Genomic DNA, 24,975 nt, shown 5'->3' with positions numbered 1-24,975 from the left:
CTTCTTCCATCAGTGGGTGCTGACGTTCTGACCCGCACGCCGCGGGAATAACACCCACGCGCGGACCCCTGGCCCCGGCTGGCGGTTATGCAAAAAGAACTGGGCGTCATGCAGCTGAGCGATGCGCGTGACGATGCTCAGTCCGAGCCCTATGCCGCCGTAGCGACTGTCCATGCGTACAAAGGCCTTACTGAGTTCGCCGCTTTTCGCCTCATCAATTCCCGGTCCTTCATCTTCCACTGCCATCACCGGCATCAGACCCGCTTTCACCGACACGCGGATCGTCGACCCTTGCGGGCTGTAGCGATGGGCATTCTCCACCAGATTGCGCAGAATGACGCGGATGAGCGTCGCGTCGCCAGAGACGACGGCCTCGCTTTCGACATCCGTCAGCAGCAGCCGTTGCTGGCGCTCGGCCAGCATGGTCTCCAGCTCATCCTGCAGCGGTTTGACCACGTCATCCAGCAGCAGCACCTGCTGATAGCTGCCGGCGGAAAAGGACTGACCGACGCGCGCCAGCTGCAGCAGCTGCGAAATGCTGGTGGTCATCTGGTCGAGGCGCTGGATCAGCGGGTCGACGCCCATGCCATGCACTTTCGCCAGCAGCTCAAGGTGCAGCCGCAGCCCGGCCAGCGGGGTGCGCAGCTCGTGCGCCACGTCGGCGGTAAACAGCCGTTCGCGGTCAAGGGTCAGATTGAGGCGGGAAACCAGCTGATTCAGGGCGGTGGTCACCGCCGTCACCTCAGGTACCGATTCGCTGAGCACGATAGGGGTGAGGTTGTCCGGCGTGCGACTCTCCAGCTCGCTTTGCAGACGTGAAAGCGGGCGGGTGATTTTGCGTACCGCCAGCATGCTGATGTACAGCGCCAGACCCACGATCAGCAGGCTCGGCACCAGCAGGCTGGCGACCGCTTCCCTTACCTCATGCTCCACATGCTTCTGATTGTTGTGCCCTTCGATGGCGCTGGCCACCAGCAACTGGATCTGCTCTTTGCTCTCATGCCATAGCCAGAAGACGCTGATCAACTGACAGACCACCAGAATGGCGCCGATGGTCAACAGCAGCCGGTGGCGCATGGTCCAGTTTTCGGTTGCAAACAGAGCCATGGTCTATTCCGTCTCGCTGTGGTTAGCCAGCATATAGCCGAAGCCCCTGACGGTGCGGATCCGCGATTTGCCAATCTTATCGCGCAGGTTGTGGATGTGCACTTCCAGGGTATTGGTCGCTGGCTCATTGTCCCAGCTGTAGATATCGTTGTAGAGGATCTCGCGATGTACCGGGCTGCCGGCTTTCATCATCAGTCGCGATAGCAGGGCATACTCCTTCGGCGTCAGATCCAGCGCCGTCTCACCGAGCCACACCTGGCGACGGGTGACGTTGAGGCGCAGGTCGCCGACGCTGATTTCGTTATCGCCCTGATTATTATGCCGACGGAGCAGGGCGCGAATGCGCGCGTTCAGCTCTTCCAGGGCAAAGGGTTTCACCAGATAGTCATCCGCGCCGGTGTCGAGACCGCTAATGCGATCCTCAAGGGTATCGCGGGCGGTGAGGATCAGCACCGGCTGGGTCATTTTCTCCCGTCGCATGCGGGCGAGAAAATGCAGGCCGTCTTCGTCCGGTAGGCCAAGATCAAGCACGATCAGGCTATAGTGATTGCTGGCCAGCGACAGCGCCGCTTCGTGCGCTGTGGAGACGCCGTCGCACACGTATCCTTCACTTTGCATCGCCAGGATTAACCCCTGCAACAGCAGCGCATCGTCTTCAATGACTAAGATTTTCATCAACCAGCCTCTCTACATGGCGTTAAAATATCATCTGCCGCCTGGTACTCGTGGGTGCTGACGCCGAGCAGGCCGAGCAGGGTGGAGAACAGATTATCCTGCGAGTAATTCTCTTTTTTCGCTCGCTGCTGCAGACACTGCGCGGAAATGCCGTAGCGTTGCTGGTAGTCGGCAGAGAGCCACATCACCATCGGCACGTGTTTCTGCGTATCCGGCGCGATAGAGTACGGCAGACCATGCAAATAGACCCCATCTTCCCCTAACGACTCGCCGTGGTCGGAAAGATACACCAGGCTGGTAGTGAATTTGTCCTGTTTCGCCTGCAGGAGTTTTATCGCTTTATCCACCACGTGGTCGACGTACAGGATGGTGTTGTCATACGTGTTGGTCAACTGCTCCCGGGTACAGCCCTGGATCTCATTGGTGTCGCAGGTTGGGGTGAATTTTTTGAATTCAGCCGGATAGCGATTGTAGTACGTCGGCCCATGGCTGCCGATGGTATGCAGCACAATAATGCCATCCTGTTGCAGGTTATCGATATAGCTGTCGAGATGATGGAACAGCACGTCATCGTAGCACTCGCCGTCGATGCACTGCCCGGTTAGCTTCAGATCGGTCACGTTCTGGTGCGGTACCCGATCGCAGGCCCCCTTGCAACCGCCATCGTTGTCGTTCCACAGCACCTGAATGCCGGCGCGCTGCAGAATATCCAGCACCCCTTCCTGATGATGGGCCAGCTCTTCGTCATAGTGCGCGCGCGGCATATTGGAGAACATGCACGGCACCGAGACCGCCGTGGCGGTTCCGCAGGAGGTGGTGTGCGGGAAGTAGATCACCCCGTCCTGTTGCATCAGCGGGTTGGTGTCGCGCGGATATCCGCCCAGCGAGAAGTTGTCCGCCCGGGAAGTTTCGCCCAGCACCACAATCGTCAGGTTCTTACGGGGACCGTTATGCATCACCGGGTTCTGTTTGGCATCTTCGCCAATCTTCACCAGCGGCAGGTTGTCCATGCGATGGTGCGCATACCAGGAGTTCACCGCCACAATGCTGTTGGAGGGGCTCAGGGATTTCACCAGCTCCTTGTTGTTGCGAAACAGCGAGGCATAGTCTTTATAAAAGAGGACGGCAATCAGGACGATCAGCAGCGCGGAGGCCACCATATTCACCAGGCGCCAGGCCACGCCGCGCCATAGCGTGGCCGGTTTACGAATTTTAACCCACCAGGCGACCAGCACCGCCAGCACCCCGGAGAGGCCAAGGACAACGATCATTTCGCCGGAGAGCAGGGCAAAGCTCTCCGCTGGGGTGGTGTCGAGGATGTTGGTGATCATGCTGCGGTCGATCACCACGCCGAAGCTCCAGATGAAGTACTGCGCCGATGCGCTGAGCAGAATAAAAAGGCTAATCACCAGCCGGTCAAGCTTGAGAAACGAGGCGAGGGTGGTGAGGATATTCATCACGCTGAATGCCACCAGCGGCATACTCAGAAACACCAGCGCGGTGTGCAGGTTGTTCACCGGCAGCAGCGTATACGCCTGGCGGTAGAAGGCGAGGTTAAGAAAAAGCCCGATATAGACCGCGAAAATAATCAGATAAGTCGTGCGGCTGACGATCGGCCGACGCAGAGGCAATAACGACATAGTACATACCCACAGGAAGAGATAAGGGTATAGTGCCAGCTCTGTTTTAAGACAACCTTAAGATTTTAAGGTGCGCCGAAAGCCGAGCCTTCGGCGCGCAGGATCAGCCCGGCAGCTGGAGCGCTTTCTCCAGCGCCCCGCGAAGCAGCGCCCGGTCATGGCGATAGGGCACGTCGCTGGCTTCCAGCGGCGTCTGGATCACCAGCCGGTCGTCGATGCCGCTGATATCGGCTTTTGGGCCGGCGATGACTGCATCCACCACCCGCTTGCCCACGTAGCGCTCCATAATCGCGATGCGCTCCGCCAGCGACAGCCTCGCGGCCGGGCTGTGCTCTTTGCCGAGGTTATCAATAAACACCATCGGCGCCGGAGTGCGGCGCAGCGCCTGGGCCATCTCGTCAAGCAGCAGGATCGGCAGCAGGCTGGTATAGAAACTGCCCGGGCCGATGAGGATCAGATCGGCTTCGGCGATGGCCTCTACCGCCTCGCGGGTGGCCGGTACCGGCGGGGTGAGCATCAACTCCTGCGGCAGGCTATCCAGCTGATCGATATTCACTTCACCGTATACTTCATGGCCTTCATGATCGAGCGCCATTAAATCCACCGGTTGTTCCGACATCGGAATAAGAAAAGCGTCCACTTTGAGCAGGTTTCTGATCAAATTGATCGCTTCTAACGGCCGCACGCTGAGGTGATCCAGCGCCTTTAACATCAGATTTCCCAGGTTATGGCCGGAAAGCTCGCCATTGCCGCTAAAACGGTACTCAAACATCGCCGACGCCACGCTCGGCTCGGCGATTAACTGATTGATGCAGTTGCGCATATCGCCCCAGGCAATGCCGCCTTCCGAGCGGCGGATCCGCCCGGTGGATCCCCCGTTGTCGGTGGTGGTCACAATGCCGGTCAGCCGTGAGCCCAGCGAGGAGAGGGAGGACATCACCCGACCCAGACCATGCCCGCCGCCGAGCGCCACCACCCGATCCAGGTCAGCGAATGTACGATTGCGCATAGAAATTCCTTATTTCACATAAACGGCCACACACTACCCGATCTACCCCTAAAAGACGATGGGAGGAGCCCGACAAACTGACCGATATCAAGGCAAAAAGATGATTTATGGCTATTCTGTAACGAAAATGCACGAAGGTAGCGATATATACAAGAATATATAGCGAAATCGCAAATGGCGAAACCGCCTGGAACGCGCTACTATCGGCATAACCTGTTAACACTCTAGCCTCTTCGCCTGTGTCAAAAGATATGGCGGTTTGGCCGCGACGCCCCCGGTTGTCGCCAGGGCGTGGGAAGAAATGACCGCGTCTCCCGTATTTGGAAAGGTGTATATGGCCTCACAGCTTACCGATGCATTCGCGCGTAAGTTTTATTACCTGCGTCTGTCGATTACCGATGTGTGCAATTTCCGTTGCACCTACTGCCTGCCGGATGGCTACAAGCCCGGCGCCGTCAATAACAACGGCTTTCTCAGCGTAGACGAAGTGCGCCGGGTTACGCGCGCCTTCTCCGCGCTGGGCACTGAAAAAGTTCGCCTCACCGGTGGGGAACCCTCCCTGCGCCGTGACTTCACCGAGATCATCGCCGCCGTGCGTGAAAACCCGGCGATCCGTCAGATTGCCGTCACCACCAACGGTTACCGCCTGGCGCGCGATGTCGAACGCTGGCGCGATGCCGGGCTGACGGCGATCAACGTCAGCGTCGATAGCCTCGATGCCCGCCAGTTCCATGCCATCACGGGCCAGGACAAATTCCACCAGGTGATGGACGGGATTGACGCCGCTTTCGCTGCGGGCTTTGACAAGGTGAAGGTGAATACCGTGCTGATGCGCGATGTTAACCATCACCAGCTTGATACCTTCCTCGCATGGATCCAGCCGCGTCGAATTCAGCTGCGGTTTATTGAGCTGATGGAAACCGGCGAGGGCAGCGACCTGTTCCGCCGTCACCATCTCTCCGGCATGGTGCTGCGCGACGAGCTGCTGCGACGCGGCTGGATCCACCAGATCCGCCAGCGCAGCGATGGTCCGGCGCAGGTCTTTTGTCATCCGGACTACGCCGGCGAGATCGGCCTCATCATGCCGTACGAAAAAGACTTCTGCGCCACCTGCAACCGTCTGCGCGTCTCCTCCGTCGGCAAACTGCACCTGTGCCTGTTTGGCGAAGGCGGCGTCGACCTGCGCGACCTGATGGCCGATGATCGGCAGCAGGCGGCGCTGGAAGCGCGGATCGCCGAAGCCTTAACCCACAAAAAGCAGACCCATTTCCTGCATCAGGGCAACACCGGCATTACGCAGAACCTGTCCTATATTGGCGGATAATCGTTTTCGAAAGGAGCATTCAGATGAGCCAGGCTAGCGCTGAGTTTATTCCGACCCGTATTGCTATTCTTACCGTTTCCAGTCGTCGCGGCGAAGAGGACGACACTTCCGGCCACTGGCTGCGTGAGGCGGCGCAGGAGGCGGGGCACCATGTCGTCGATAAGGCGATAGTCAAAGAGAACCGCTACGCCATCCGCGCCCAGGTATCGGCGTGGATCGCCAGCGATGAGGTGCAGGTGGTGCTGATCACCGGCGGGACCGGGTTCACCGAAGGGGACCAGGCGCCGGAAGCGCTGCTGCCGCTGTTTGACCGTGAGGTGGAAGGTTTTGGCGAAGTGTTCCGCATGCTGTCGTTCGAAGAGATCGGCACCTCGACGCTGCAGTCCCGGGCGGTGGCCGGCGTCGCCAACCACACGCTGATCTTCGCCATGCCGGGCTCGACGAAAGCCTGCCGCACCGCGTGGGACAACATTATTGCCCCGCAGCTGGATGCCCGCACCCGTCCTTGTAATTTTATTCCTCACCTGAAGAAATAATTTATGTCACAACTGACCCATATTAACGCCGCAGGCGAAGCCCATATGGTGGATGTCTCCGGCAAAGCGGAAACGGTGCGCGAAGCGCGCGCTGAGGCTTATGTCGAGATGCAGGCGACGACCCTGGCGATGATTATCGACGGCAGCCACCATAAAGGCGACGTTTTCGCCACTGCGCGTATCGCCGGGATCCAGGCGGCCAAGCGCACCTGGGAGCTGATCCCGCTGTGCCATCCGCTGATGCTCAGCAAAGTGGAAGTCAATCTGCAGGCGCAGCCGGAACATAACCGGGTGCGCATCGAATCGCTCTGCCGCCTGACCGGCAAAACCGGCGTCGAGATGGAAGCCCTTACCGCCGCCTCGGTTGCCGCGCTGACCATTTACGATATGTGCAAAGCGGTGCAGAAGGATATGGTGATTGGCCCGGTGCGTCTGCTGGCGAAAAGCGGCGGCAAGTCCGGCGATTTTAAGGTGGACGAACGCCATGATTAAGGTTCTGTTTTTTGCCCAGGTGCGCGAGCTGGTGGGTACGGATTCGCTGACTCTCGACGCCAGCGACCTGGCCACCGTTGAGGCTGTGCGTCAGCAGCTTGCCGCTCGCGGCGATCGCTGGGCGCTGGCCCTGGAGGAGGGCAAACTGCTGGCGGCGGTTAACCAGACGCTGACCGCCTTTGACCATCCTGTCGCCAGCGGGGATGAAGTGGCGTTCTTCCCGCCGGTTACCGGAGGCTGACATGACGCAAACTCGTATCGTCGTTAGCCCGGCGCGCTTTAGCGTCGGCGAGGAGTATCCCTGGCTGGCCGAACGCGATGAAGACGGCGCGGTGGTCACCTTCACCGGCAAAGTGCGCAATCACAACCTCGGCGACAGCGTGAAAGCGCTGACCCTCGAGCACTATCCGGGGATGACCGAGAAATCGCTGGCGGAGATCGTCGACCAGGCGCGCGAGCGCTGGCCGCTGGGCCGGGTGACCATTATCCATCGCATCGGCGAAATGTGGCCGGGGGAAGAGATTGTGTTTGTCGGCGTCACCAGCGCCCACCGCGGCAGCGCCTTCGCCGCCGGCGAGTTTATGATGGACTACCTGAAAACCCGTGCGCCGTTCTGGAAACGCGAGGCGACGCCGGAGGGCGAGCGCTGGGTCGACGCCCGCGACAGCGATCGCCAGGCGGCAGAGCGCTGGTAGTGTGATACGCTTACAGAGTGAAACTTTGTTAATCAGGAGAGAGTCATGGACAGATATCCGCGTTCCGATTCAATAGTGCAGGGCCGCAGCGGCCTGCAGACTTATATGGCGCAGGTGTACGGCTGGATGACGGTTGGCCTGCTGCTGACGGCGTTTATCGCGTGGTTTGCGGCTAACACCCCGGCGGTGATGATGTTCGTCTTTTCGAGCAAAATTACCTTCTTCGGGCTGATCATCGCCCAGCTGGCGCTGGTGTTTGTGCTGTCGGGGATGGTACAGCGGCTGAGCGCCGGGATGGCGACCACCCTGTTTATGCTCTATTCGGCGCTCACCGGGCTGACGCTGTCGAGCATTTTTATCGCTTATACCTACTCCTCCATCGCCAGCACCTTTGTGGTCACTGGCGGGATGTTCGGGGCGATGAGCCTTTACGGCTACACCACTAAACGCGACCTGAGCGGCTTCGGCAGCATGCTGTTTATGGGGCTGATTGGCATCGTGCTGGCGTCGCTGGTAAACCTGTGGCTGAAGAGCGAGGCGCTGATGTGGGCCGTGACCTACATTGGGGTGGTGCTGTTTGTCGGCTTGACCGCCTACGACACCCAGAAGCTGAAAAATATCGGCGAGCAGATTGATACCCGCGACAGCGCCACGCTGCGTAAATACTCGATCCTCGGCGCCTTAACGCTGTATCTGGATTTCATCAACCTGTTCCTGATGCTGCTGCGTATTATGGGCAATCGCCGCTAACCTCTTTATATCAAGGGGTTGCATCTCAGAACGCCCGGCAAGCGTAACGCCGCCGGGCAAGCATTGATTACCTTCCAGGCAACCCTCTTGCGCCGTTTTTTTGCCGGGTGGCGGCTGCGCCTGACCCGGCCTACAGGGTTCGTGCGACCTGTCGTTGATTTACCCACTTGTGCGACTGAAACTGCCGGTGCTGACGGCCTCAAAATCGCTGAGACGTTCCCGGAAGGCCGGGGCAGCCCGCATGGATGCGGGCTGAGGGCCGTGTTTTGCACGGACGCTGCCTCGGCCCGACCCGAAGCCTGCAGGGATAAGTCGAAGGGACCACGCAGTGGCGATTTTGCTGGCCGGAGCCCGGGGGTACAGGGGGCGGCGGCGACTGGCCGCCCCCTGTGCGCTCCCCGCGCCGTAAGAGACATAACGCAGAAGACTAGCCGGGAGCGCAAACTACGCTGAAGCCACAGATAACATAAACAACCACACGGCAGTGCTTCCCCTCTCCCGGAAACAGTCCGGCTGGCGTTCAGGCCCATGCAAGCGCAGCGCCGCCGGGCGATTTCACTCGCGGGCCAGCTTGCGCTGGTTCTTTTGCCGCAGCTTTTTCGCCCGACTCTCCAGCAGCAGATAGGCCACCGTCGCCAGCAGCAGCGGCAGGAAATAATAGAGCGCGCGCCAGGCGAGGAGGGCGGCGATGATCGCCCCCTTCGAAATCTCTTCCCCGGAGAGCATGGCGATAAACACCGCCTCCAGCACGCCAATCCCGGCCGGGATGTGGATAATCACCCCGGCGATACTGCTCACCAGCAGCACTCCCAATACCAGGAAATAGTTAATCTCGCTGCCCAACAGCAGCCAGATGATCGCCCCCATCGCCATCCAGTTCGCCGCCGAGACCCCCATTTGCAGCAGCGCGAATCGCCAGGAGGGCAGCACCAGCCGCTGGCCTTTGATCGTCAGGTGACGGCGTTTGGCGAACGCGCAGCCGAAGAGATAGCACAGCGTGAGAAATAGCATCGCTCCGCCGATAATCCGCAGGGTGGTCTGGCTGATGTACCAGTGCGACGGCAGCTTCACCAGATCCGCCGTAAAGATCACCCCACCGAGCAGGATATAGCCCAGCCAGTTGGTGGTGATGCTTAAGGAAAAAATACGGGTGATGGTGCTATTGTTCAGCCCCAGCCGGGAGTACAGCCGGTAGCGCATGCCGATGCCGCCGACCCAGGTGCTGAGGGTCAGGTTGAAGGCATAGCAGATAAACGACACCAGCATTACCTGGCGTTTCGCTAGCTTGTGTCCGCACCAGGCGCGGCCAAGCAGATCGTAGCAGCCGTAGATCAGATAGCTGACGATGACCAGCGCAATGGCGCTGAACAAGGCCAGCCGATCGTAGCCGCGGATCACCTTCCACACTTCCTGCCAGTCGACCTTCTGCGCGTAAATCACCAGCAGGACGATCACGGCGATAAAAAAGAGCACGGTCAGCACTCTTTTTGCCATCCGCCAGCGCGGGTGCGATTTGCTCATAGTGGATTATCCCTGGTAGGTGACTCGACGCGATCCTGCGTTTCAATCTCCGGCTGCACCGGCGGGCTGACCCTGGCCAGCCGCGGAGTATGGGCCGGCAGCCAGCCGACCCACGCCGGAAAGTGGCGCAGAAAGTGGAAGGCCATCACGCTCACCCCCAGCCGCCACCAGTTGCGTTTCGGCAGCATTGCTTTATCGATCCGCTGGCAATCCCGGGCGATAAGCCCGTTAAGGTTATCGCGCAGCGTCTGGTTAAACACCCGGTCGTGGATGATCAGATTGGCTTCCAGATTCAGCGACAGGCTGAGCGGGTCCAGGTTGCTCGACCCAACGGTGGCCCAGTGGTCGTCCGCCAGGGCGACTTTGCCATGCAGCGGACGGCGGCGATATTCGTAGATCTGCACGCCGCCTTTGACGAGGTAGTGATAGAGCAGGTGGGCGCCAAATTTCACAATTGGAATATCCGGTTCGCCCTGGACGATCAGCTTCACCCGCACCCCGCGCCGCGCGGCATTGCGCATCGCATGCAGCAGACGGTAGCCGGGGAAAAAATAGGCGTTCGCGATTATCACCTCCCGGCGGGCGCTGGTCAGCATCTTCAGGTAGTGGCGTTCGATATCGTCGCGGTGATCCTGATTATCGCGCCAGACGAACAGCGCCTGCGCCTCGCCGGGGGTCTGGTTGATCTCCGGCTGATGGCGACGACGGCGCCACCAGCGGCGGGCGGTTTCGCTGTTGGGCAGATTCTCCAGTTCGAACTGCAGAATATCCAGCACCACCGGCCCCTCGACCTGCACCGTGTAATCCTGTTTCGCCTCCGGGCCATAGTCGCTCATATGTTCGGCGGAGTAGTTGATGCCGCCGACAAAGGCGGTGGTGTCGTCGATCACCACGATTTTACGGTGCATGCGACGGAACAGGTTAGTGCGCATTCCCATCAGCTTAGGGCGCGGGTCGTAATAGCGGAAAATCACCCCGGCGGCGGTCAGTTCGCCGACAAACTCATCGCTAAGATCCGGCGAGCCGTAGCCGTCAAGCAGCACTTCCACCTGGATGCCGCGGCGGGCGGCCTTCAGCAGAACCGCGTGCAGCTGCCGGCCGACCTCATCTTCAAACCAGATAAAGGATTCGAGGATCACCCGCCGGCTGGCGCGACCGATGGCCGCAAACAGCGCCGGATAGTACTGGTCGCCGTTCTCCAGTAGCGTAATGCGGTTGCCTTCCTGCCAACGACATTTCACAAATGAATCTCCACGCTAAGGGGTGCATGATCGGACAGATGCCGCCACTGTTTGAGGGCCAGCGCCTTCGGGCGGCTGGCGTGGGCGTTCTTGACGTAAATGCGATCGAGGCGCAGCAGCGGAAAACTGACCGGAAAGGTGCGCGCCGGGCGTCCGCGGGCGCGGGTAAAGATCTCTTCCAGCCCCGCCTGGGCTTTTAACGGCTGGTTAGCCTGCTGACGCCAGTCGTTAAAATCCCCAGCCACCACCACCGGCTCGCCGGCGGGCAGGGTGTTGACCCATTCCGTCAGCATCCCCAGCTGCGCCTGCCGCTGGTCGGCACGCAGTCCGAGATGGACGCAAATGACGTGAATCGTGACGCCGCTCTGAGGCGGCACGATGCGGCAGTACAGCAAGCCGCGTTTCTCCCCGTTGCCGACCGAGATATCGCGATTCTCATAGTATTCAATCGGGAAGCGCGACAGCACGGCATTGCCGTGGTGACCTTCCGGATAGACCGCGTTGCGCCCATAGGCGTAGTCGCTCCACATGGTGTCGGCGAGAAATTCGTAATGGGTCGTATCTGGCCAGTTTTCGATATGCAGCGGGTGAACTTCGTGAGCGCCCATCACTTCCTGCAGGCAAACTATGTCAGCGCTGACGCTGCGAACGGCTTCGCGCAGCTCGGGCAAAATAAAACGCCGATTAAACGCCGTAAAGCCTTTATGGGTGTTAATTGTCAGCACGTTCAACGAAAATCCCGACGTTGGCTCAGCCATAATTCTCCAGTAAATGTCACTTTCCTGAATAAAATAGTGTAGTAGACGTCACAAAAAGATGCGGTGTTACGGAATTTTCCGTAAAGTGCGGTACTCTGAGTAGCAGAGAAAAATCCTTCAGGAGAGAAGCCATGAAGTGGCAACAACGTGTACGCGTCGCAACAGGTCTTAGTTGCTGGCAGATTATGTTGCATCTACTGGTCGTGGCAGTGCTGGTGATGGGATGGATGAGCGGCGCGCTGGTGCGCGTCGGATTAGGGCTGTGCGTCCTCTACAGCGTCACGCTGCTGGCGATGCTGTTTCTGCAGCGTCATCACGAGGCGCGCTGGCGCGATGTGGGAGACTTCCTTGAGGAGCTCACCACCACCTGGTACTTCGGCGCCGCCATGATAGCGCTGTGGCTGCTGTCGCGCGTGCTGCACAACAACCTGCTGCTGGCCCTCGCCGGGCTGGTGATACTGGCAGGCCCGGCGGTGGTCTCGCTGCTGGCGAAAGATAAAAAATTACGCAATCTTTCTTCGGAACATCGCATACGCCGCTGAGCCGGTGGTGGCCGCTATGACCAGTAGCGGCCACAAACTTCCCCACACAATCTCCAGACTCGCATCCTTCAGATAAATTTGCTTGGTGATATCGGTAAAGTGGCGGATCGGGTTTATCCAGGTCAGATCCTGCAGCCACTGCGGCATGTTTTCCACCGGTGAAACGTAGCCGGAGAGAAGAATCGCCGGCATCATAAAGACGAACACGCCGATAAACGCCTGCTGCTGCGTGGCGCACAGCGATGAGATCAATAAGCCAAAGCCCACCAGCGATAGACCGTAAATCACCATGGTGAAATAGAACAGCAGCAGCGAGCCGGCAAACGGGATCTGATAGGCCCAGATACCAATCGCCAGCACGATAGTCGCCTGCAGGGTGGCGACGATCAGCGCCGGCACCGCTTTACCAACAAAGATTTGCCAGGTGGCGAGAGGCGAGACCAGCAGCTGATCGAGGGTGCCCTGCTCGCGCTCGCGGGCCACCGACAGCGAGGTGACGATCATCACCCCGATGGTGGTGATCATGGCGATGAGCGACGGCACCACGAACCACTTGTAGTCGAGATTCGGGTTATACCAGTTGCGCACCACCAGTTCGCTATTGTTCGGCTTCGCTTTGTCCTCCAGCAGTTCCTGCTGGTAATTTTTCACGACCTGCTGCAGATAGTTGGCGGCGATTTGCGCGCTGTTGGAGTTGCGCCCGTCAAGCAGGAGCTGCAGCGGGGCGGTTTGATAGTTGTCGAGGTTGCGTGAGAAATCCGCCGGGAAGCGCACCACCAGCAGGGCTTTTTGTTCATCGATGGTCGGCTGGATCGCCTGCGGGCTTTTCAGCAGCAGGACGTGGGTAAAGGCTTTGGCGTGGGCAAAGCGCTGAGTGAGTTCCACCGCGTGGCGACCGCTGTCCTCGTTATAGATGGCGATGGTGGCGTTGGTCACCTCCAGCGTCGCGGCAAAGGGAAACAGCAGCACCTGAATCAGCACCGGCATGATTAAAATCGCCCGCGTCTGCGGTTCGCGCAGCAGCGACTGCAGCTCTTTGCGGATCAATGTCCATAAACGGTGAAACATAATAGCTCCTTTGGCCCATTCAACAACGCCGGGCGGCACTGCGTACGCCCGGCCTACGGGTTCGGCGAACCGTATAATCGATGTTGGTTAAACCGTAGGCCCGGTCAGCGCAGCGCCACCGGGCAAAACCTAATCCAGACGCCGTTTGGTTTTCAGCCACGTCAGGCCGATAAACATCACCGCCGAAGCAATCAAAAACAGCACATTCACCAGCAGCACCACCGGAATATTGCCCGCCAGAAACAGGCTTTGCAGGGTGTTGACGAAATAGCGCGCCGGGATCACATAGGTCACCGCGCGGATCACCGCCGGCATGCTGTCTATCTGGAAAATAAACCCGGACAGCATTATCGACGGTAAAAAGGCGGCGTTCAGCGCCACCTGCGCGGCGTTAAACTGGTTGCGGGTGATCGTCGAGATCAGCAGTCCCATCCCCAGGGTGCTGAGCAAAAACAGACTGGTGATGACAAACAGGATCGGCAGCGAACCGCGATAGGGGACGCCGAGAATAAACACCGACACCAGCATACACAGCAGCATCGCCAGCATGCCGAGGAAGTAGTAGGGGATGAGCTTGCACAGCAGCAGTTCAGCGCGGGTGATCTCCGTCGACAGCAGCGCCTCCATGGTGCCGCGCTCCCATTCGCGGGCCACCACCAGCGAGGTCAATATGGCGCCGACCACGGTCATGATAATGGTGATCGCCCCGGGGATAATAAAGTGCTGGCTGATGGCCGCCGGGTTAAACCAGTAGCGCATCTGCACGTCGATCAGCGGTTCAAAGGTCTCGCCGCGGTCTTCCGCCCGCTGCTGCTGCCAGATCTGCCAGATACCCTCCACGTAGCCCTGGGCGAAGTTAGCGGTATTGGGCTCGCTGCCGTCGGTGATGAGCTGGAGCGGCGCAGTGGCGCCGGGGCGGGCCATCTGGCGGTCAAAGTCCACCGGAATAACCACCATCGCGCGGATGCGACCGGCCTGCATCAGCTCAATTAGCCGCTGGCGATTGTCACTGACGGTGGCGTCGATATAAGGCGAGCCGGTCATGGTATGGACGAAGTCCAGCGCCTCTTCGCTCTGCTGCTCCAGCAGAACCCCCACCCGCAGCTTACTGGAGTCGAGATTAATGCCGTAGCCGAAGATAAACAGCAGCAGCAGAGGGATCACCACCGCAATCAGCCAGCTGCTGGGATCGCGGACGATCTGCCGGGTCTCTTTGACGCACAGGGCGCGGACCCGCCGCCAGGAGAGGAGATTACTGCTCATGGCCATTCTCCTTATCCCAACGGTTAATCAGGGTAATAAACGCCTGCTCCATGGTCGGGTCCGTCTGGTTGTCATCCGCCGCCTGGGCCTTCAGTGCGTCCGGGGTGCCGCTGGCGATAAGCTTGCCGTGATAGACCAGCCCAATGCGGTCGCAATACTCCGCCTCATCCATAAAGTGAGTGGTGACCATCACTGTCACCCCTTTATCCACCATGCTGTTGATATGCAGCCAGAACTCGCGACGGGTGAGGGGATCGACCCCGGAGGTGGGTTCGTCGAGAAAAAGAATGTCGGGTTCATGCATCAAGGAGCAGGCCAGCGCCAGCCGCTGCTTATAGCCGAGCGGCAGCTCGTCGGCGGCGTGGCGGGCGATGCCGTTCAGACCGAAGGCATCGCTCATGCGGGCAATTTTGTCATTTTGCGCCCGGCCACGCAGGCCGTAGACCCCGGAGAAAAAGCGCAGGTTCTGCTCGACGCTGAGGTTGCCGTACAGCGAAAATTTTTGCGCCATATAGCCCAGATGCTGACGCGCCTTGCCGGAGCTGACCTTGAGATCCATCCCCAGCACCAGCGCTTTGCCGGAGGTGGGCACCAGCAGGCCGCACATCATTTTGAAGGTGGTGGATTTCCCTGCGCCGTTGGGGCCGAGCAGGCCGAAGATCTCGCCGCGCTTGACCTGGAAATCGACGTGGTCGGTGGCGGCGAAATCGCCAAATTTTTTAGTCAGCGACTGCGCCTCAATCACCGTTTCGTCTTTGCTGCCGTCAACGCGATGGATAATCGCCCCCAGCGGCGATTCGGCGGTCCCGGCGCCGCCGAGCAGGTCGATAAAGGCGTCTTCAAAGCGCGGCGCGGTGTCGGTCACCTGCAGCGACGGCATATCGTCATGTTGCTGAACCTCATCGATGCGCGCCTCCTTTTTCAGGATCAGACGCACCGATTTGCCCTGAATCACGCCGTCGCTAACCTGCGGCAGCTTCAGCGCCCGCTGCAGCAGGCGGCGGTTGTTCTCCTGCGGGCTGGAGACCAGAAAGCTGCGCCCGGCCATGGTTTGCGTCAGGGCCGTCGGCTCCCCTTGATAGAGCAGTTTGCCTTCGTTCATCAGCAGCACATCGCGACACTGCTCGGCTTCATCGAGATAAGAGGTGCTCCACAGGATCAGCATGCCGTCGCCGGCCAGCTCGTGCACCATCTGCCATAGCTCGCGGCGGGAGATCGGGTCGACGCCGACGCCGGGCTCATCCAGCAGCAGCACCTTCGGGTCACCCACCAGGGTACAGGCGAGCCCCAGCTTTTGCTTCATGCCGCCGGAGAGCTTGCCCGCCAGCCGCCCGGTGAACGGGCCAAGGGCGGTGAATTCCAGCAGGCGGTCGAAAATTTTCTTCCGCGCCTCGCCGGTGACGCTGCGCAGATCGGCGTACAGGGTGAGGTTTTCCATCACCGTCAGATCTTCATACAGGCCGAACTTCTGCGGCATATAGCCGAGCACCGCGTGCAGAGCGCTGTCGTCTTTTAGCGGATCAAAGCCAATCACCCTGGCGCTGCCCTCATCAGGCTTAAGCAACCCGGCGAGCATCCGCATGAGGGTGGTTTTCCCTGCGCCGTCGGGGCCCACCAGCCCCGTGACGTAGCCGGCGCGGATCGTACAGGTCAGCGGGGCCACCGCTGGCCTGTCCATCCCGGGGAAACGGCGGCTCAGGCCGTTTAAGGCGACGACGGCCTCACTCATGTCCGTTCCCGTTGTCAAAGGAGACGGTCACCGGCATCCCCTGGCGCAGCGCGCCGTCGGCGTCGGTTACCACGATGCGCAGACGGTAGACCAGATCGGTGCGCAGGTCCGGCGTCTCGACAGTCTTCGGCGTGAACTCAGCGCTCGGCGAGACAAAGCCGATTTTGCCGTGATAGGGCTTATCCGGCCGGCTGTCGGTATAAAGCAGCACTGCTTGTCCCGGCTGCGCCTGGCCGAGGTTTTTCTCGTCAACGTAGGCGCGGACCCATACTGGATGGGTCAGGGAGAGGGTTAGCACGGTGCCGCCGGCGTTGAGCATGGTGCCGGGCTCGACGGCGCGGGTCATCAGCGTGCCGTCGGAAGGGGCGGTCAGCACGGTATCGTGCAGGTCCAGTTTAGCCTGGGCCAGCGCCGCCTGCGCCTGTTCGAGGCTGGCTTTGGCCTGGGCTATCTCCTGCGGACGATTGCCGGCGCGGTATTGACGCAGTTTATCCTGCGCTGACTTCAGCGTTGCCTGCGCCTGGTCGCGCGAGGAGCGGGCGTTCTCCAGATCGTTGGCGGAAATGGCGCTGCTGGCGCGTAAACCCAGCTGGCGCTGATAAAAGTTTTGCGCGTAGTCGTAAGCGGCCTGCGCCTGATTCACTGCCGCCGCGGCCTGGGCAATCTCTTCCGAGCGGTAGCCGGCCATCATCAGGTCATACTGCGCCTGGGCGGTGGAGACGTTGGCCTGCGCCTGCAGCAGGGCGTTTTCATAGGGGGCACGGTCAAGCTCGCCGAGGGTTTGCCCGGCGCGGATGCTGTCGCCTTCGTCGACGGTCAGCGAGGCCAGTCTGCCGCCGACGCGGAAGCTCATATTGACGGTGCGGATATCGACATTGCCATACAGAGTCAGCGGCTGCTGCCGGCTGCTCTGGTACCACCACCAGCCGCCGCCCAGCGCGGCGAGAAGAATCACGATCAGCAGAATGACGACGACGGGTTTTTTCATCAGCCCAAACTCCTTTGCGATAACCCATGCAGAATGAAATCGATATGACAGGTAATGACCTCAAAAATCTGTTCGGTTTTTTGCGCGTCAAACTGCGTCCAGCCGGTGCGCAGCAGGATGGTTTCACGCCCGAGACGGAAAGCGAGCACCTCGCCCAGCAGGGCGTGGGTATGGAGGATCATTTGCGTATCACCGGCATCGCGACCCGTCCAGGCGGCGATCAGCCGGGTGAGATAGTGGTGCAGGGGGGCGATCACCTGCTGGTGGATCAGATGGTACGCGGCGGTGGGCGCCAGCTGTTCCCGGGAAATAAATTTGCTCAAGTTGACCGTATCATCCTGGGTCAGCAGCAGAATCATGTTATGGCAGGCGCTGAGGATGAGGGCGCGGATCGCCTGGCGATCCGGCGACTCTCCGGCGAGCAGGGCCTCCGCCGCTTCGGCGTGCGGGCGAAAATTGTCACCGATAAAATCGGCGATCCACTGGCCGCAGGCGAGATACAGGTCGTCTTTCGAGCCAAAATAGTAGGTGATAGCGGCGATATTCTGCCCGGCCTGGGCGGCGATATCGCGGGTGGTGGCATGCTGGCCGTACTCGCCAAACTGGGCGATAGCGGCCGCGATAAGCTGGCTTTTTGCCTGTTCGCCTTTGCTGGTCATCGCGCTCTGAAAAAATTAATCAATCGATTGATTAACTTTAGGCGCCGACTGGCGGTTTGTCCACCAGCCTGGACTAAATATGAAAACCGTCTCCCTGTAGCTCCCCGGCGACCCAGGCGAAGAAGCGCTGGACCTTTTCCTTCTGTTCATTGGCGTGGGGAAGGACGAAGTGGTGCGCGCCGACCGGCATACTCCGCTCGTCGGCAAACACCGGCGTCAGCTGCCCCTGACGCACGTGGCCGCCGGCCAGCAGATTGCTTTCCAGGATCACCCCCATCCCCATCCGGGCCGCCTCGATGCTCATGTACGACCGGTCGAAATTAAAGATAAAGTTTTTGTGCCAGCCGCGGACCTTGTGCCACGACAGCCAGTTGCTCCAGTTAATTAAGGTGCTGTCGGAATGGATCAGATCGCAGGCCAGCAGATCTTCCGGGGCGCGAACCGTATGGCGGGCTAAATAAGAGGAGGCGCTGTAGGGCAGGACGCACTCATTTTTAATGGTCCTGACCAGCAGCGTCGGCCACTGCGACAGCCCGTGGCGAATATCGATATCAATATTATCCCGGGAGAACTGAATGCTTTCGTAAGAGCAGGTCAGGCTAATTTTTAGCTCCGGCCACGCCTGACGGAATTTATCCAGCCGCGGCATCAGCCACAGCAGGCCGAAGCTCGGCGCTGAGTGAATACGTAAATAATCCTGATGAATATCGTTGATCACCTGGCTGGTGGCCTGGCCAATCATATTCAGCGCTCCGGAGACCTCTTTGAGATATTTTTCTCCCACTGCGGTTAACATCACGCCTTTGCTGCTGCGGGAGAACAGTTTTTTTCCCAGCAAGTGCTCCAGACTGGCTATCTGGTGGCTGACCGCCGAGGCGGTAATGTTGAGGTTCTCTGCGGCCAGGTTGAGGCTGCCGGTTGCGGCGACTTCAATAAAAGCCTGGATATTGCGTAAAGAGGGCATCGGCAGATTTTTATTGGGCAGCGGTTGACTCATGGCGGCATCCTGCGGGGCGCGAATAAAAGAAAATGGCGAACAGCGTGGCGCAGCCGTGATGAACAGCATAGGGAAAAGCGAAAATAACCTTTTAATTTGTGATGGGCTTAACAATTTATCTCGTTAAAAGCGCGCCTCTCAGTAAAGGCTAAAATTTGCGGGGAGTCACTAACTCAATTTTTCTCAATCATAATTGAGCTTTTTTGAATACCTTTTCATTTTTGGGTTGTTATATTCCCCTCACAGGCCTGATCACAAACTGCGATGCGCTTGGATCGCAATAATAAAACACCTAACCACCTGTTTCGCTGTGCGAAAAGACATGTCTCTCTTGTTGCGCCAGGGCGCGTGAAACGCGGCGATCCCTGGCGGCAACCTACGGCGAAGTGGAAGAGGTATAAGATGAGGAAACCCTATGTCACGTATAGATACGCTGGTCTGTACTGACGCCAGGAAAACAAAATATCGTTTTGTGGTTTTGACGATGATTTTCCTGGTGTATGCCATCAATTACGCCGACAGAACGAATATCGGCGCGGTACTGCCGTTTATCATTGATGAATTTCATATCAATAATTTTGAGGCCGGAGCGATTGCCAGTATGTTTTTCCTCGGCTATGCGGTCAGCCAGATCCCGGCCGGCTTTTTCATCGCCAGACGCGGCACTCGAGGGCTGGTTTCGCTATCTATTTTCGGCTTCTCCGCTTTTACCTGGCTGATGGGCACGGTGAGCTCCGTATTTGGCCTGAAGCTGGTGCGGCTGGGCTTGGGACTAAGCGAAGGTCCCTGCCCGGTGGGGCTGGCGTCGACGATAAACAACTGGTTTCCGCCGAAAGAGAAAGCCACGGCAACCGGCGTTTACATCGCGGCGACCATGTTTGCCCCGATTATCGTGCCGCCGCTGGCGGTGTGGATTGCGGTGACCTGGGGCTGGCGGTGGGTCTTTTTCTCCTTTGCTATTCCCGGGATCGTAGCAGCGATAGCGTGGTACCTGTTGGTGAAGTCAAAGCCCGCGGAAAGCGGATTCGTATCTCAAAGCGAACTGGCAGAGATTAATGCCGGGCGGGACAGCCATCATAATGACGGTGTACGTGAAAATATATTAATCGCCGATCGCTTCACCTGGCTGGATAAAATTATCCGAGTGAAAAAAATGCCGCCTGTGGATACGGCGAAGGGATTATTTACCTCAAAAAATATTCTCGGAGACTGCCTCGCATATTTTATGATGGTCAGCGTGTTATATGGATTATTAACCTGGATCCCGCTGTATTTAGTGAAAGAGCGCGGTTTCGATGTGATGAGTATGGGCTTCGTGGCCAGTATGCCGTGCATCGGCGGCTTTATTGGCGCGATTGGCGGAGGATGGATTTCGGATAAATTATTAGGCCGCCGGCGTAAACCAACCATGATATTCACAGCGGTATCAACCGTAGTCATGATGTTAATTATGCTGAATATACCGGCAAGCAGCCTGGCGGTCTGTATTGGTTTATTCTTTGTCGGTTTCTGTTTGAATATCGGCTGGCCGGCTTTTACCGCCTACGGTATGGCCGTTTCGGACAGCAAAACCTATCCGATCGCCTCTTCCATTATTAATAGCGGCGGCAACCTCGGCGGATTTGTGGCGCCGATGGTGGCTGGTTTCTTACTGGATAAAACGGGGAGCTTTAATTCTGTCTTTACCTATTTTGGTATCTGCGCCGCAATCGGTTTGGTGGTGATTCTTTTCCTCGATGAGCCACAATAACGAAAATAGATCCTGTTAATTAATATGACGTAATGTCATGGAGTGAAACTATGTTATTAAAAGATAAAGTCGCCATTATTACTGGCGCGGCCTCCGCACGCGGTTTGGGTTTTGCGGCCGCGAAATTATTCGCCGAAAACGGCGCGAAAGTGGTCATTATCGACCTCAATGGCGAAGCCAGTAAAACCGCCGCGGCGGCGCTGGGCGAAGGCCATCTCGGCCTGGCGGCGAACGTCGCCGACGAAGTGCAGGTGCAGGCGGCCATCGAACAGATTCTGGCGAAATACGGCCGGGTCGATGTGCTGGTCAATAACGCCGGGATCACCCAGCCGCTGAAGCTAATGGACATCAAGCGCGCCAACTATGACGCGGTGCTCGATGTCAGCCTGCGCGGCACGCTGCTGATGTCACAGGCGGTGATCCCCACGATGCGGTCGCAAAAATCCGGCAGCATCGTCTGCATCTCGTCCGTTTCCGCCCAGCGCGGCGGCGGTATCTTCGGCGGTCCGCACTACAGCGCGGCAAAAGCCGGCGTGCTCGGCCTTGCGCGGGCGATGGCGCGCGAGCTTGGCCCGGACAACGTCCGCGTTAACTGCATCACCCCGGGGCTAATTCAGACCGACATTACCGCCGGCAAGCTGACGGACGACATGACGGCCAATATTCTTGCCGGCATTCCGATGAACCGCCTCGGCGACGCGGTGGACATCGCCCGCGCCGCGCTGTTCCTCGGCAGCGACCTCTCTTCCTACTCCACCGGTATCACCCTGGACGTTAACGGCGGCATGTTAATTCACTAAGCGAGGCACAGAGATGAACATCACCGAATCACAAAAAGTCGCCGCGGCGGCGTGGCGTATCCGCCGCTATGCCCTGCAAATGGGGGAAGTTCAGGGGCAGGGCTATATTGGCCAGGCGCTGGGGTATGCCGATGTGCTGGCTACCGCCTTCAGTTACGCCATGACCTATCGCCCGGAAGATCCTGAGTGGGAGGGGCGCGATCGCTTCCTGCTTTCTCATGGCCATTACGCTATCGCTTATTATGCCGCGTTGCTGGAGGCGGGCATTATTCCGGAAGCGGAACTGGAAACCTACGGCTCCGACGACAGCCGCCTGCCGATGTCCGGCATGGCGACCTACACCCCGGGGATGGAGATGTCCGGCGGCTCGCTGGGGCAGGGGCTGTCTATCGCCGTCGGCATGGCGCTCGGCCTGCGGCAGAAACAGAGCAAGGCCTGGGTCTATAACTCGATGTCCGATGGGGAGCTGGATGAAGGTTCGACCTGGGAAGCGGCGATGTCGGCGGCTCACTATGGCCTGACCAACCTGATTAACCTTGTCGACGTCAACAAACAGCAGGCCGACGGCGATTCACGCAAAATCCTCGGCTTTGAGCCGCTGCAGGATAAATGGGCCGCCTTCGGCTGGTACGTGCAGCGCGTGGACGGTAACGATCTGTCGGCGGTGATGGCCGCCTTTGACAACGCGAAAAGTTATTCCGGCAACCAGCCGCGGGTCATTTTATGCGACACGCTGATGGGCAAAGGGGTGCCGTTCCTCGAAACCCGCGATAAGAACCATTTTATTCGCGTCGATGCCGACGAATGGCAAAAAGCGATTGCGGTGCTGGACGCTAACAAACCGGAAGGAGTGCTGTAATGAGCCAGAGTAAACCCCGTTTAAAAACGTCGGCGATGATCGCTTCGATTGCCGATGAAGGCCAGGCCACCGTCTCTGCGCCCTTCGGCGTCGCGCTGTCGAAACTCGCGGCGCAGCGCCCGGCGATCGTCGGTATGACCGCGGACCTGTCAAAATATACTGACCTGCATATTTTCGCCCAGGCCTTCCCGGATCGCTTTTTCCAGATGGGAATGGCGGAGCAACTGCTGATGGCGGCGGCGGGAGGCATGGCGAAGGAGGGATTTATTCCCTTCGCCACCACCTATGCCGCCTTTGCGACCCGTCGCGCCTATGATTTTATTCATCAGGTGATCGCTGAAGAGCATCTGAACGTCAAGATTTGCGCGGCGCTACCGGGCCTGACGACCGGCTATGGCCCCAGTCATCAGGCCACCGAAGATCTGGCGATCATGCGTGGTATCCCTGGAATGGTCATCGTCGATCCCTGCGATTCGCTGGAGATTGAGCAGGCGGTACCGGCCATTGCCGATCATCATGGCCCGGTTTATATGCGCCTGCTTCGCGGGAAGGTGCCGCTGGTGCTGGATAAATACGACTATCAGTTCGAACTGGGCAAAGCGAAGCTGCTGGAGGACGGCAACGACGTGTTGATTATCTCCTCCGGGCTAATGACCATGCGCGCGCTGGAGGCGGTTGAAAAGCTGCGGGACGATAATATCAGCGTGGCGGTCCTGCACGTGCCGACCATCAAACCGCTGGATGAACAAGCGATTATTGAACAGGCGTCGAAGCCGGGTCGCCTGGTGGTCACCGCCGAAAACCACACCGCGGTCGGCGGGTTAGGAGAGGCGGTGGCCGCCCTGCTGATGCGCAATGGGGTTCGCTGCGAGCTGGATACCGTAGGGCTGCCTGACGCGTTCCTGTTAGCCGGCGCGCTGCCGACCCTCCACGATCGCTACGGCATCTCCACCGCGAAGATCGTTGAAAAAATTAAGTATCGTCTGCGTTAACCGCGCTGCGGCGACCCGCCTGGCCGCTGAGCGCCCTCAGCGGCCTTCTTTCCCCCGCCAGCCAGGCGCGGCATTCTTTTGCAGATTTTATGCGGCCTGTCACAAAATCTGCTAGACTGCGCCCCTTCATGGCATTGTGGTTTTTGCCATCTCTTATCGCAATAATCTCCCTGAAAACTACGCCCTTCACTGGGCCGGGGCGGTTCGGAGTTGTTATGTCTTTTGATTCCCTTGGCCTGAATCCCGATATCCTGCGCGCTGTCGCTGAGCAGGGCTACGTTGAGCCGACCCCTATCCAGCAGCAGGCGATCCCGGCGGTACTGCAGGGCCGCGACCTGATGGCCAGCGCCCAGACCGGCACCGGTAAAACGGCGGGCTTTACTCTGCCGCTGCTGCAGCGCCTGATCCAGAACGAGCCGCACGCGAAGGGTCGTCGCCCGGTGCGCGCGCTGATCCTGACCCCGACCCGCGAGCTGGCGGCGCAGGTGGGCGAGAACGTGCGGGATTACAGCAAATATCTGAATGTTCGCTCGCTGGTGGTGTTCGGCGGCGTGAGCATCAACCCGCAGATGATGAAGCTGCGCGGCGGCGTCGATATCCTCGTCGCCACCCCGGGCCGTCTGCTGGACCTGGAACACCAGAACGCCGTCAGCCTCGATAAAGTGGAAATCCTCGTACTGGATGAAGCGGACCGCATGCTGGATATGGGCTTTATCCATGACATCCGCCGCGTACTGGCTAAACTGCCGCCGCGTCGGCAGAACCTGCTGTTCTCGGCGACCTTCTCCGACGAGATCAAAGGCCTGGCTGAGAAATTGCTGCACAACCCGCTGGAAGTGGAAGTGGCGCGTCGCAACACGGCCTCCGAGCAGATCACCCAGCACGTCCATTTTGTTGACAAAAACCGTAAGCGCGAGCTGCTGTCGCAGCTTATCGGCGAAGGCAACTGGCAGCAGGTGCTGGTCTTTACCCGCACTAAGCATGGCGCCAACCACCTCGCGGAGCAGCTCAACAAAGACGGCATCCGCAGCGCGGCGATCCATGGCAACAAGAGCCAGGGGGCGCGTACCCGCGCGCTGGCCGACTTTAAATCCGGCGGCATTCGCGTGCTGGTGGCGACCGATATCGCCGCCCGCGGTCTGGATATCGAAGAGCTGCCGCACGTGGTGAACTACGAGCTGCCGAACGTGCCGGAAGATTATGTCCACCGTATCGGCCGTACCGGTCGCGCCGCGGCCACCGGCGAAGCCTTGTCGCTGGTGTGCGTGGATGAGCACAAGCTGCTGCGCGATATCGAGCGCCTGCTGAAGAAAGAGATCCCGCGCATCGCGATTGCCGGCTATGAGCCGGATCCGTCTATTAAAGCCGAACCTATCCAGAACGGTCGCCAGCAGCGCGGCGGCGGTCGTGGTCAGGGTCAGGGACGCGGCGGCCAGGGCCAGGGGCGCAGCGGACAGCCGCGCAGCCAGAGCAGCGCCCCGCGTCGTCAGGACGGCGAGGCGCCGAAAGCGCGCACTCAGGACGGCAAACCGCCGCGCCGCCGTCGCCCGCGTAAACCGGCTGGCGAATAACAGGCTGAT

Annotated in this window: 25 protein-coding genes, 1 pseudogene and 1 riboswitch; of the genes and pseudogenes, 13 read left to right on the top strand and 13 right to left on the bottom strand. The window is 59.3% G+C overall.

Annotation, left to right across the window (positions count from 1 at the left end; translation table 11 throughout):
* Positions 1-9 precede the first annotated feature (9 nt).
* The 4 genes from pmrB to yvcK form a co-directional block, all read right to left on the bottom strand.
* Positions 10-1,107, bottom strand: a complete 1,098-nt coding sequence (gene pmrB, locus ABLV04_RS24400; RefSeq protein ID WP_023288917.1) for a two-component system sensor histidine kinase PmrB — start codon at positions 1,105-1,107, stop codon at positions 10-12.
* A gap of 3 nt (positions 1,108-1,110) precedes the next feature.
* Positions 1,111-1,782, bottom strand: coding sequence for a two-component system response regulator PmrA (gene pmrA / locus ABLV04_RS24395; protein WP_180266389.1), 672 nt, complete (start codon positions 1,780-1,782; stop codon positions 1,111-1,113).
* On the bottom strand, positions 1,782-3,422 hold the full coding sequence (gene eptA, locus ABLV04_RS24390) for a phosphoethanolamine transferase EptA (protein WP_101977954.1): 1,641 nt from the start codon (positions 3,420-3,422) through the stop codon (positions 1,782-1,784). Before eptA ends, pmrA begins: the two co-directional genes overlap by 1 nt.
* 103 nt (positions 3,423-3,525) lie before the next feature.
* Complete coding sequence (yvcK, locus tag ABLV04_RS24385; protein WP_180266390.1) at positions 3,526-4,431, bottom strand: uridine diphosphate-N-acetylglucosamine-binding protein YvcK; 906 nt, start codon at positions 4,429-4,431, stop codon at positions 3,526-3,528.
* A gap of 208 nt (positions 4,432-4,639) precedes the next feature.
* A riboswitch (molybdenum cofactor riboswitch) is annotated at positions 4,640-4,778 on the top strand.
* Between yvcK and moaA the strand changes: the two genes are divergently transcribed.
* From moaA to ABLV04_RS24355, 6 genes are all read left to right on the top strand, one after another.
* Complete coding sequence (gene moaA / locus ABLV04_RS24380) at positions 4,766-5,755, top strand: GTP 3',8-cyclase MoaA (RefSeq protein ID WP_017900173.1); 990 nt, start codon at positions 4,766-4,768, stop codon at positions 5,753-5,755. (Overlaps the previous riboswitch by 13 nt.)
* A 23-nt stretch (positions 5,756-5,778) precedes the next feature.
* Positions 5,779-6,291 carry a molybdenum cofactor biosynthesis protein B gene (moaB, locus tag ABLV04_RS24375; protein WP_023288921.1) on the top strand — a complete coding sequence of 171 codons (513 nt, stop codon included), beginning with the start codon at positions 5,779-5,781 and terminating at the stop codon, positions 6,289-6,291.
* Positions 6,292-6,294: 3 nt separating this feature from the next.
* On the top strand, positions 6,295-6,783 hold the full coding sequence (gene moaC / locus ABLV04_RS24370) for a cyclic pyranopterin monophosphate synthase MoaC (RefSeq protein ID WP_004886142.1): 489 nt from the start codon (positions 6,295-6,297) through the stop codon (positions 6,781-6,783).
* Positions 6,776-7,024: a molybdopterin synthase sulfur carrier subunit gene (moaD, locus tag ABLV04_RS24365; RefSeq protein WP_023288922.1), complete on the top strand. Its 249-nt coding sequence runs from the start codon at positions 6,776-6,778 to the stop codon at positions 7,022-7,024. The genes moaC and moaD overlap by 8 nt, the downstream gene beginning before the upstream one ends.
* 1 nt (position 7,025) lies before the next feature.
* Positions 7,026-7,478 (top strand): molybdopterin synthase catalytic subunit MoaE, encoded by a 453-nt coding sequence (gene moaE / locus ABLV04_RS24360; RefSeq protein ID WP_023288923.1) that lies wholly within the window; start codon positions 7,026-7,028, stop codon positions 7,476-7,478.
* 45 nt (positions 7,479-7,523) lie between these two features.
* Positions 7,524-8,228 (top strand): Bax inhibitor-1/YccA family protein, encoded by a 705-nt coding sequence (locus ABLV04_RS24355; protein ID WP_032455204.1) that lies wholly within the window; start codon positions 7,524-7,526, stop codon positions 8,226-8,228.
* A gap of 555 nt (positions 8,229-8,783) precedes the next feature.
* Here the strand turns inward: ABLV04_RS24355 and ABLV04_RS24350 are convergent.
* The 3 genes from ABLV04_RS24350 to ABLV04_RS24340 are packed head-to-tail and all read right to left on the bottom strand — an operon-like array spanning position 8,784 to position 11,748.
* Positions 8,784-9,749: a lysylphosphatidylglycerol synthase domain-containing protein gene (locus ABLV04_RS24350; RefSeq protein WP_023288925.1), complete on the bottom strand. Its 966-nt coding sequence runs from the start codon at positions 9,747-9,749 to the stop codon at positions 8,784-8,786.
* On the bottom strand, positions 9,746-10,990 hold the full coding sequence (clsB, locus tag ABLV04_RS24345) for a cardiolipin synthase ClsB (protein WP_023288926.1): 1,245 nt from the start codon (positions 10,988-10,990) through the stop codon (positions 9,746-9,748). The genes ABLV04_RS24350 and clsB overlap by 4 nt, the downstream gene beginning before the upstream one ends.
* A complete protein-coding gene (locus ABLV04_RS24340) occupies positions 10,987-11,748 on the bottom strand; it encodes an endonuclease/exonuclease/phosphatase family protein (protein ID WP_023288927.1) in 762 nt (253 codons plus the stop codon). The genes clsB and ABLV04_RS24340 overlap by 4 nt, the downstream gene beginning before the upstream one ends.
* Before the next feature lie 131 nt (positions 11,749-11,879).
* Between ABLV04_RS24340 and ABLV04_RS24335 the strand changes: the two genes are divergently transcribed.
* A complete protein-coding gene (locus ABLV04_RS24335) occupies positions 11,880-12,290 on the top strand; it encodes a YbhQ family protein (protein WP_012542390.1) in 411 nt (136 codons plus the stop codon).
* On the opposite strand, the gene ABLV04_RS24330 is transcribed toward ABLV04_RS24335, so the two are convergent.
* The 6 genes from ABLV04_RS24330 to ABLV04_RS24305 form a co-directional block, all read right to left on the bottom strand.
* Positions 12,252-13,358 carry an ABC transporter permease gene (locus tag ABLV04_RS24330; RefSeq protein WP_180266391.1) on the bottom strand — a complete coding sequence of 369 codons (1,107 nt, stop codon included), beginning with the start codon at positions 13,356-13,358 and terminating at the stop codon, positions 12,252-12,254. The two genes, ABLV04_RS24335 and ABLV04_RS24330, sit on opposite strands and share 39 nt — an antisense overlap.
* 129 nt (positions 13,359-13,487) lie before the next feature.
* Positions 13,488-14,621, bottom strand: coding sequence for an ABC transporter permease (locus ABLV04_RS24325; RefSeq protein ID WP_023288929.1), 1,134 nt, complete (start codon positions 14,619-14,621; stop codon positions 13,488-13,490).
* Positions 14,611-16,350 carry an ATP-binding cassette domain-containing protein gene (locus ABLV04_RS24320; RefSeq protein WP_064155138.1) on the bottom strand — a complete coding sequence of 580 codons (1,740 nt, stop codon included), beginning with the start codon at positions 16,348-16,350 and terminating at the stop codon, positions 14,611-14,613. The genes ABLV04_RS24325 and ABLV04_RS24320 overlap by 11 nt, the downstream gene beginning before the upstream one ends.
* The gene (gene hlyD, locus ABLV04_RS24315; protein ID WP_023288931.1) at positions 16,343-17,338 is read right to left on the bottom strand and encodes a secretion protein HlyD; all 996 of its coding nucleotides are present in this window, start codon (positions 17,336-17,338) and stop codon (positions 16,343-16,345) included. The genes ABLV04_RS24320 and hlyD overlap by 8 nt, the downstream gene beginning before the upstream one ends.
* The gene (gene cecR, locus ABLV04_RS24310) at positions 17,338-17,997 is read right to left on the bottom strand and encodes a transcriptional regulator CecR (protein ID WP_023288932.1); all 660 of its coding nucleotides are present in this window, start codon (positions 17,995-17,997) and stop codon (positions 17,338-17,340) included. The genes hlyD and cecR overlap by 1 nt, the downstream gene beginning before the upstream one ends.
* Before the next feature lie 73 nt (positions 17,998-18,070).
* Positions 18,071-18,994: a LysR substrate-binding domain-containing protein gene (locus ABLV04_RS24305; RefSeq protein ID WP_180266392.1), complete on the bottom strand. Its 924-nt coding sequence runs from the start codon at positions 18,992-18,994 to the stop codon at positions 18,071-18,073.
* On the opposite strand from ABLV04_RS24305, the pseudogene ABLV04_RS24300 reads away from it, so the two are divergent.
* The 6 genes and pseudogenes from ABLV04_RS24300 (at position 18,986) to rhlE (ending at position 24,966) form a co-directional block, all read left to right on the top strand.
* Positions 18,986-19,121, top strand: a pseudogene (locus ABLV04_RS24300) (hypothetical protein). The gene ABLV04_RS24305 and the pseudogene ABLV04_RS24300 sit on opposite strands and share 9 nt — an antisense overlap.
* A gap of 288 nt (positions 19,122-19,409) precedes the next feature.
* A complete protein-coding gene (locus tag ABLV04_RS24295) occupies positions 19,410-20,744 on the top strand; it encodes an MFS transporter (protein ID WP_072421941.1) in 1,335 nt (444 codons plus the stop codon).
* Between the two features lie 50 nt (positions 20,745-20,794).
* Positions 20,795-21,544 (top strand): glucose 1-dehydrogenase, encoded by a 750-nt coding sequence (locus ABLV04_RS24290; protein ID WP_044521813.1) that lies wholly within the window; start codon positions 20,795-20,797, stop codon positions 21,542-21,544.
* 13 nt (positions 21,545-21,557) lie between these two features.
* Positions 21,558-22,403 carry a transketolase gene (locus ABLV04_RS24285; protein ID WP_023288936.1) on the top strand — a complete coding sequence of 282 codons (846 nt, stop codon included), beginning with the start codon at positions 21,558-21,560 and terminating at the stop codon, positions 22,401-22,403.
* On the top strand, positions 22,403-23,395 hold the full coding sequence (locus ABLV04_RS24280) for a transketolase family protein (protein ID WP_044521816.1): 993 nt from the start codon (positions 22,403-22,405) through the stop codon (positions 23,393-23,395). Before ABLV04_RS24285 ends, ABLV04_RS24280 begins: the two co-directional genes overlap by 1 nt.
* Positions 23,396-23,610: 215 nt before the next feature.
* Positions 23,611-24,966 (top strand): ATP-dependent RNA helicase RhlE, encoded by a 1,356-nt coding sequence (gene rhlE, locus ABLV04_RS24275; protein ID WP_044521817.1) that lies wholly within the window; start codon positions 23,611-23,613, stop codon positions 24,964-24,966.
* The last annotated feature ends 9 nt before the right edge of the window (positions 24,967-24,975 follow it).

The sequence above is a fragment of the Klebsiella sp. JN_Kp127 genome (assembly GCF_040062505.1).
GTDB lineage: Bacteria > Pseudomonadota > Gammaproteobacteria > Enterobacterales > Enterobacteriaceae > Klebsiella > Klebsiella quasipneumoniae.
The sequence above is the reverse complement of the archived record's forward strand: the minus strand, read 5'-3'. Positions and strand labels throughout refer to the sequence as shown.

Excerpts from the sequence above, each read along its gene's own strand:
- pmrB (WP_023288917.1), bottom strand. The coding sequence starts at position 1,107 with ATGGCTCTGTTTGCAACCGAAAACTGGACCATGCGCCACCGGCTGCTG.
- pmrA (WP_180266389.1), bottom strand. The coding sequence starts at position 1,782 with ATGAAAATCTTAGTCATTGAAGACGATGCGCTGCTGTTGCAGGGGTTA.
- eptA (WP_101977954.1), bottom strand. The coding sequence starts at position 3,422 with ATGTCGTTATTGCCTCTGCGTCGGCCGATCGTCAGCCGCACGACTTAT.
- yvcK (WP_180266390.1), bottom strand. The coding sequence starts at position 4,431 with ATGCGCAATCGTACATTCGCTGACCTGGATCGGGTGGTGGCGCTCGGC.
- moaA (WP_017900173.1), top strand. The coding sequence starts at position 4,766 with ATGGCCTCACAGCTTACCGATGCATTCGCGCGTAAGTTTTATTACCTG.
- moaB (WP_023288921.1), top strand. The coding sequence starts at position 5,779 with ATGAGCCAGGCTAGCGCTGAGTTTATTCCGACCCGTATTGCTATTCTT.
- moaC (WP_004886142.1), top strand. The coding sequence starts at position 6,295 with ATGTCACAACTGACCCATATTAACGCCGCAGGCGAAGCCCATATGGTG.
- moaD (WP_023288922.1), top strand. The coding sequence starts at position 6,776 with ATGATTAAGGTTCTGTTTTTTGCCCAGGTGCGCGAGCTGGTGGGTACG.
- moaE (WP_023288923.1), top strand. The coding sequence starts at position 7,026 with ATGACGCAAACTCGTATCGTCGTTAGCCCGGCGCGCTTTAGCGTCGGC.
- ABLV04_RS24355 (WP_032455204.1), top strand. The coding sequence starts at position 7,524 with ATGGACAGATATCCGCGTTCCGATTCAATAGTGCAGGGCCGCAGCGGC.
- ABLV04_RS24350 (WP_023288925.1), bottom strand. The coding sequence starts at position 9,749 with ATGAGCAAATCGCACCCGCGCTGGCGGATGGCAAAAAGAGTGCTGACC.
- ABLV04_RS24340 (WP_023288927.1), bottom strand. The coding sequence starts at position 11,748 with ATGGCTGAGCCAACGTCGGGATTTTCGTTGAACGTGCTGACAATTAAC.
- ABLV04_RS24335 (WP_012542390.1), top strand. The coding sequence starts at position 11,880 with ATGAAGTGGCAACAACGTGTACGCGTCGCAACAGGTCTTAGTTGCTGG.
- ABLV04_RS24330 (WP_180266391.1), bottom strand. The coding sequence starts at position 13,358 with ATGTTTCACCGTTTATGGACATTGATCCGCAAAGAGCTGCAGTCGCTG.
- ABLV04_RS24325 (WP_023288929.1), bottom strand. The coding sequence starts at position 14,621 with ATGAGCAGTAATCTCCTCTCCTGGCGGCGGGTCCGCGCCCTGTGCGTC.
- ABLV04_RS24320 (WP_064155138.1), bottom strand. The coding sequence starts at position 16,350 with ATGAGTGAGGCCGTCGTCGCCTTAAACGGCCTGAGCCGCCGTTTCCCC.
- hlyD (WP_023288931.1), bottom strand. The coding sequence starts at position 17,338 with ATGAAAAAACCCGTCGTCGTCATTCTGCTGATCGTGATTCTTCTCGCC.
- cecR (WP_023288932.1), bottom strand. The coding sequence starts at position 17,997 with ATGACCAGCAAAGGCGAACAGGCAAAAAGCCAGCTTATCGCGGCCGCT.
- ABLV04_RS24305 (WP_180266392.1), bottom strand. The coding sequence starts at position 18,994 with ATGAGTCAACCGCTGCCCAATAAAAATCTGCCGATGCCCTCTTTACGC.
- ABLV04_RS24295 (WP_072421941.1), top strand. The coding sequence starts at position 19,410 with ATGTCACGTATAGATACGCTGGTCTGTACTGACGCCAGGAAAACAAAA.
- ABLV04_RS24290 (WP_044521813.1), top strand. The coding sequence starts at position 20,795 with ATGTTATTAAAAGATAAAGTCGCCATTATTACTGGCGCGGCCTCCGCA.
- ABLV04_RS24285 (WP_023288936.1), top strand. The coding sequence starts at position 21,558 with ATGAACATCACCGAATCACAAAAAGTCGCCGCGGCGGCGTGGCGTATC.
- ABLV04_RS24280 (WP_044521816.1), top strand. The coding sequence starts at position 22,403 with ATGAGCCAGAGTAAACCCCGTTTAAAAACGTCGGCGATGATCGCTTCG.
- rhlE (WP_044521817.1), top strand. The coding sequence starts at position 23,611 with ATGTCTTTTGATTCCCTTGGCCTGAATCCCGATATCCTGCGCGCTGTC.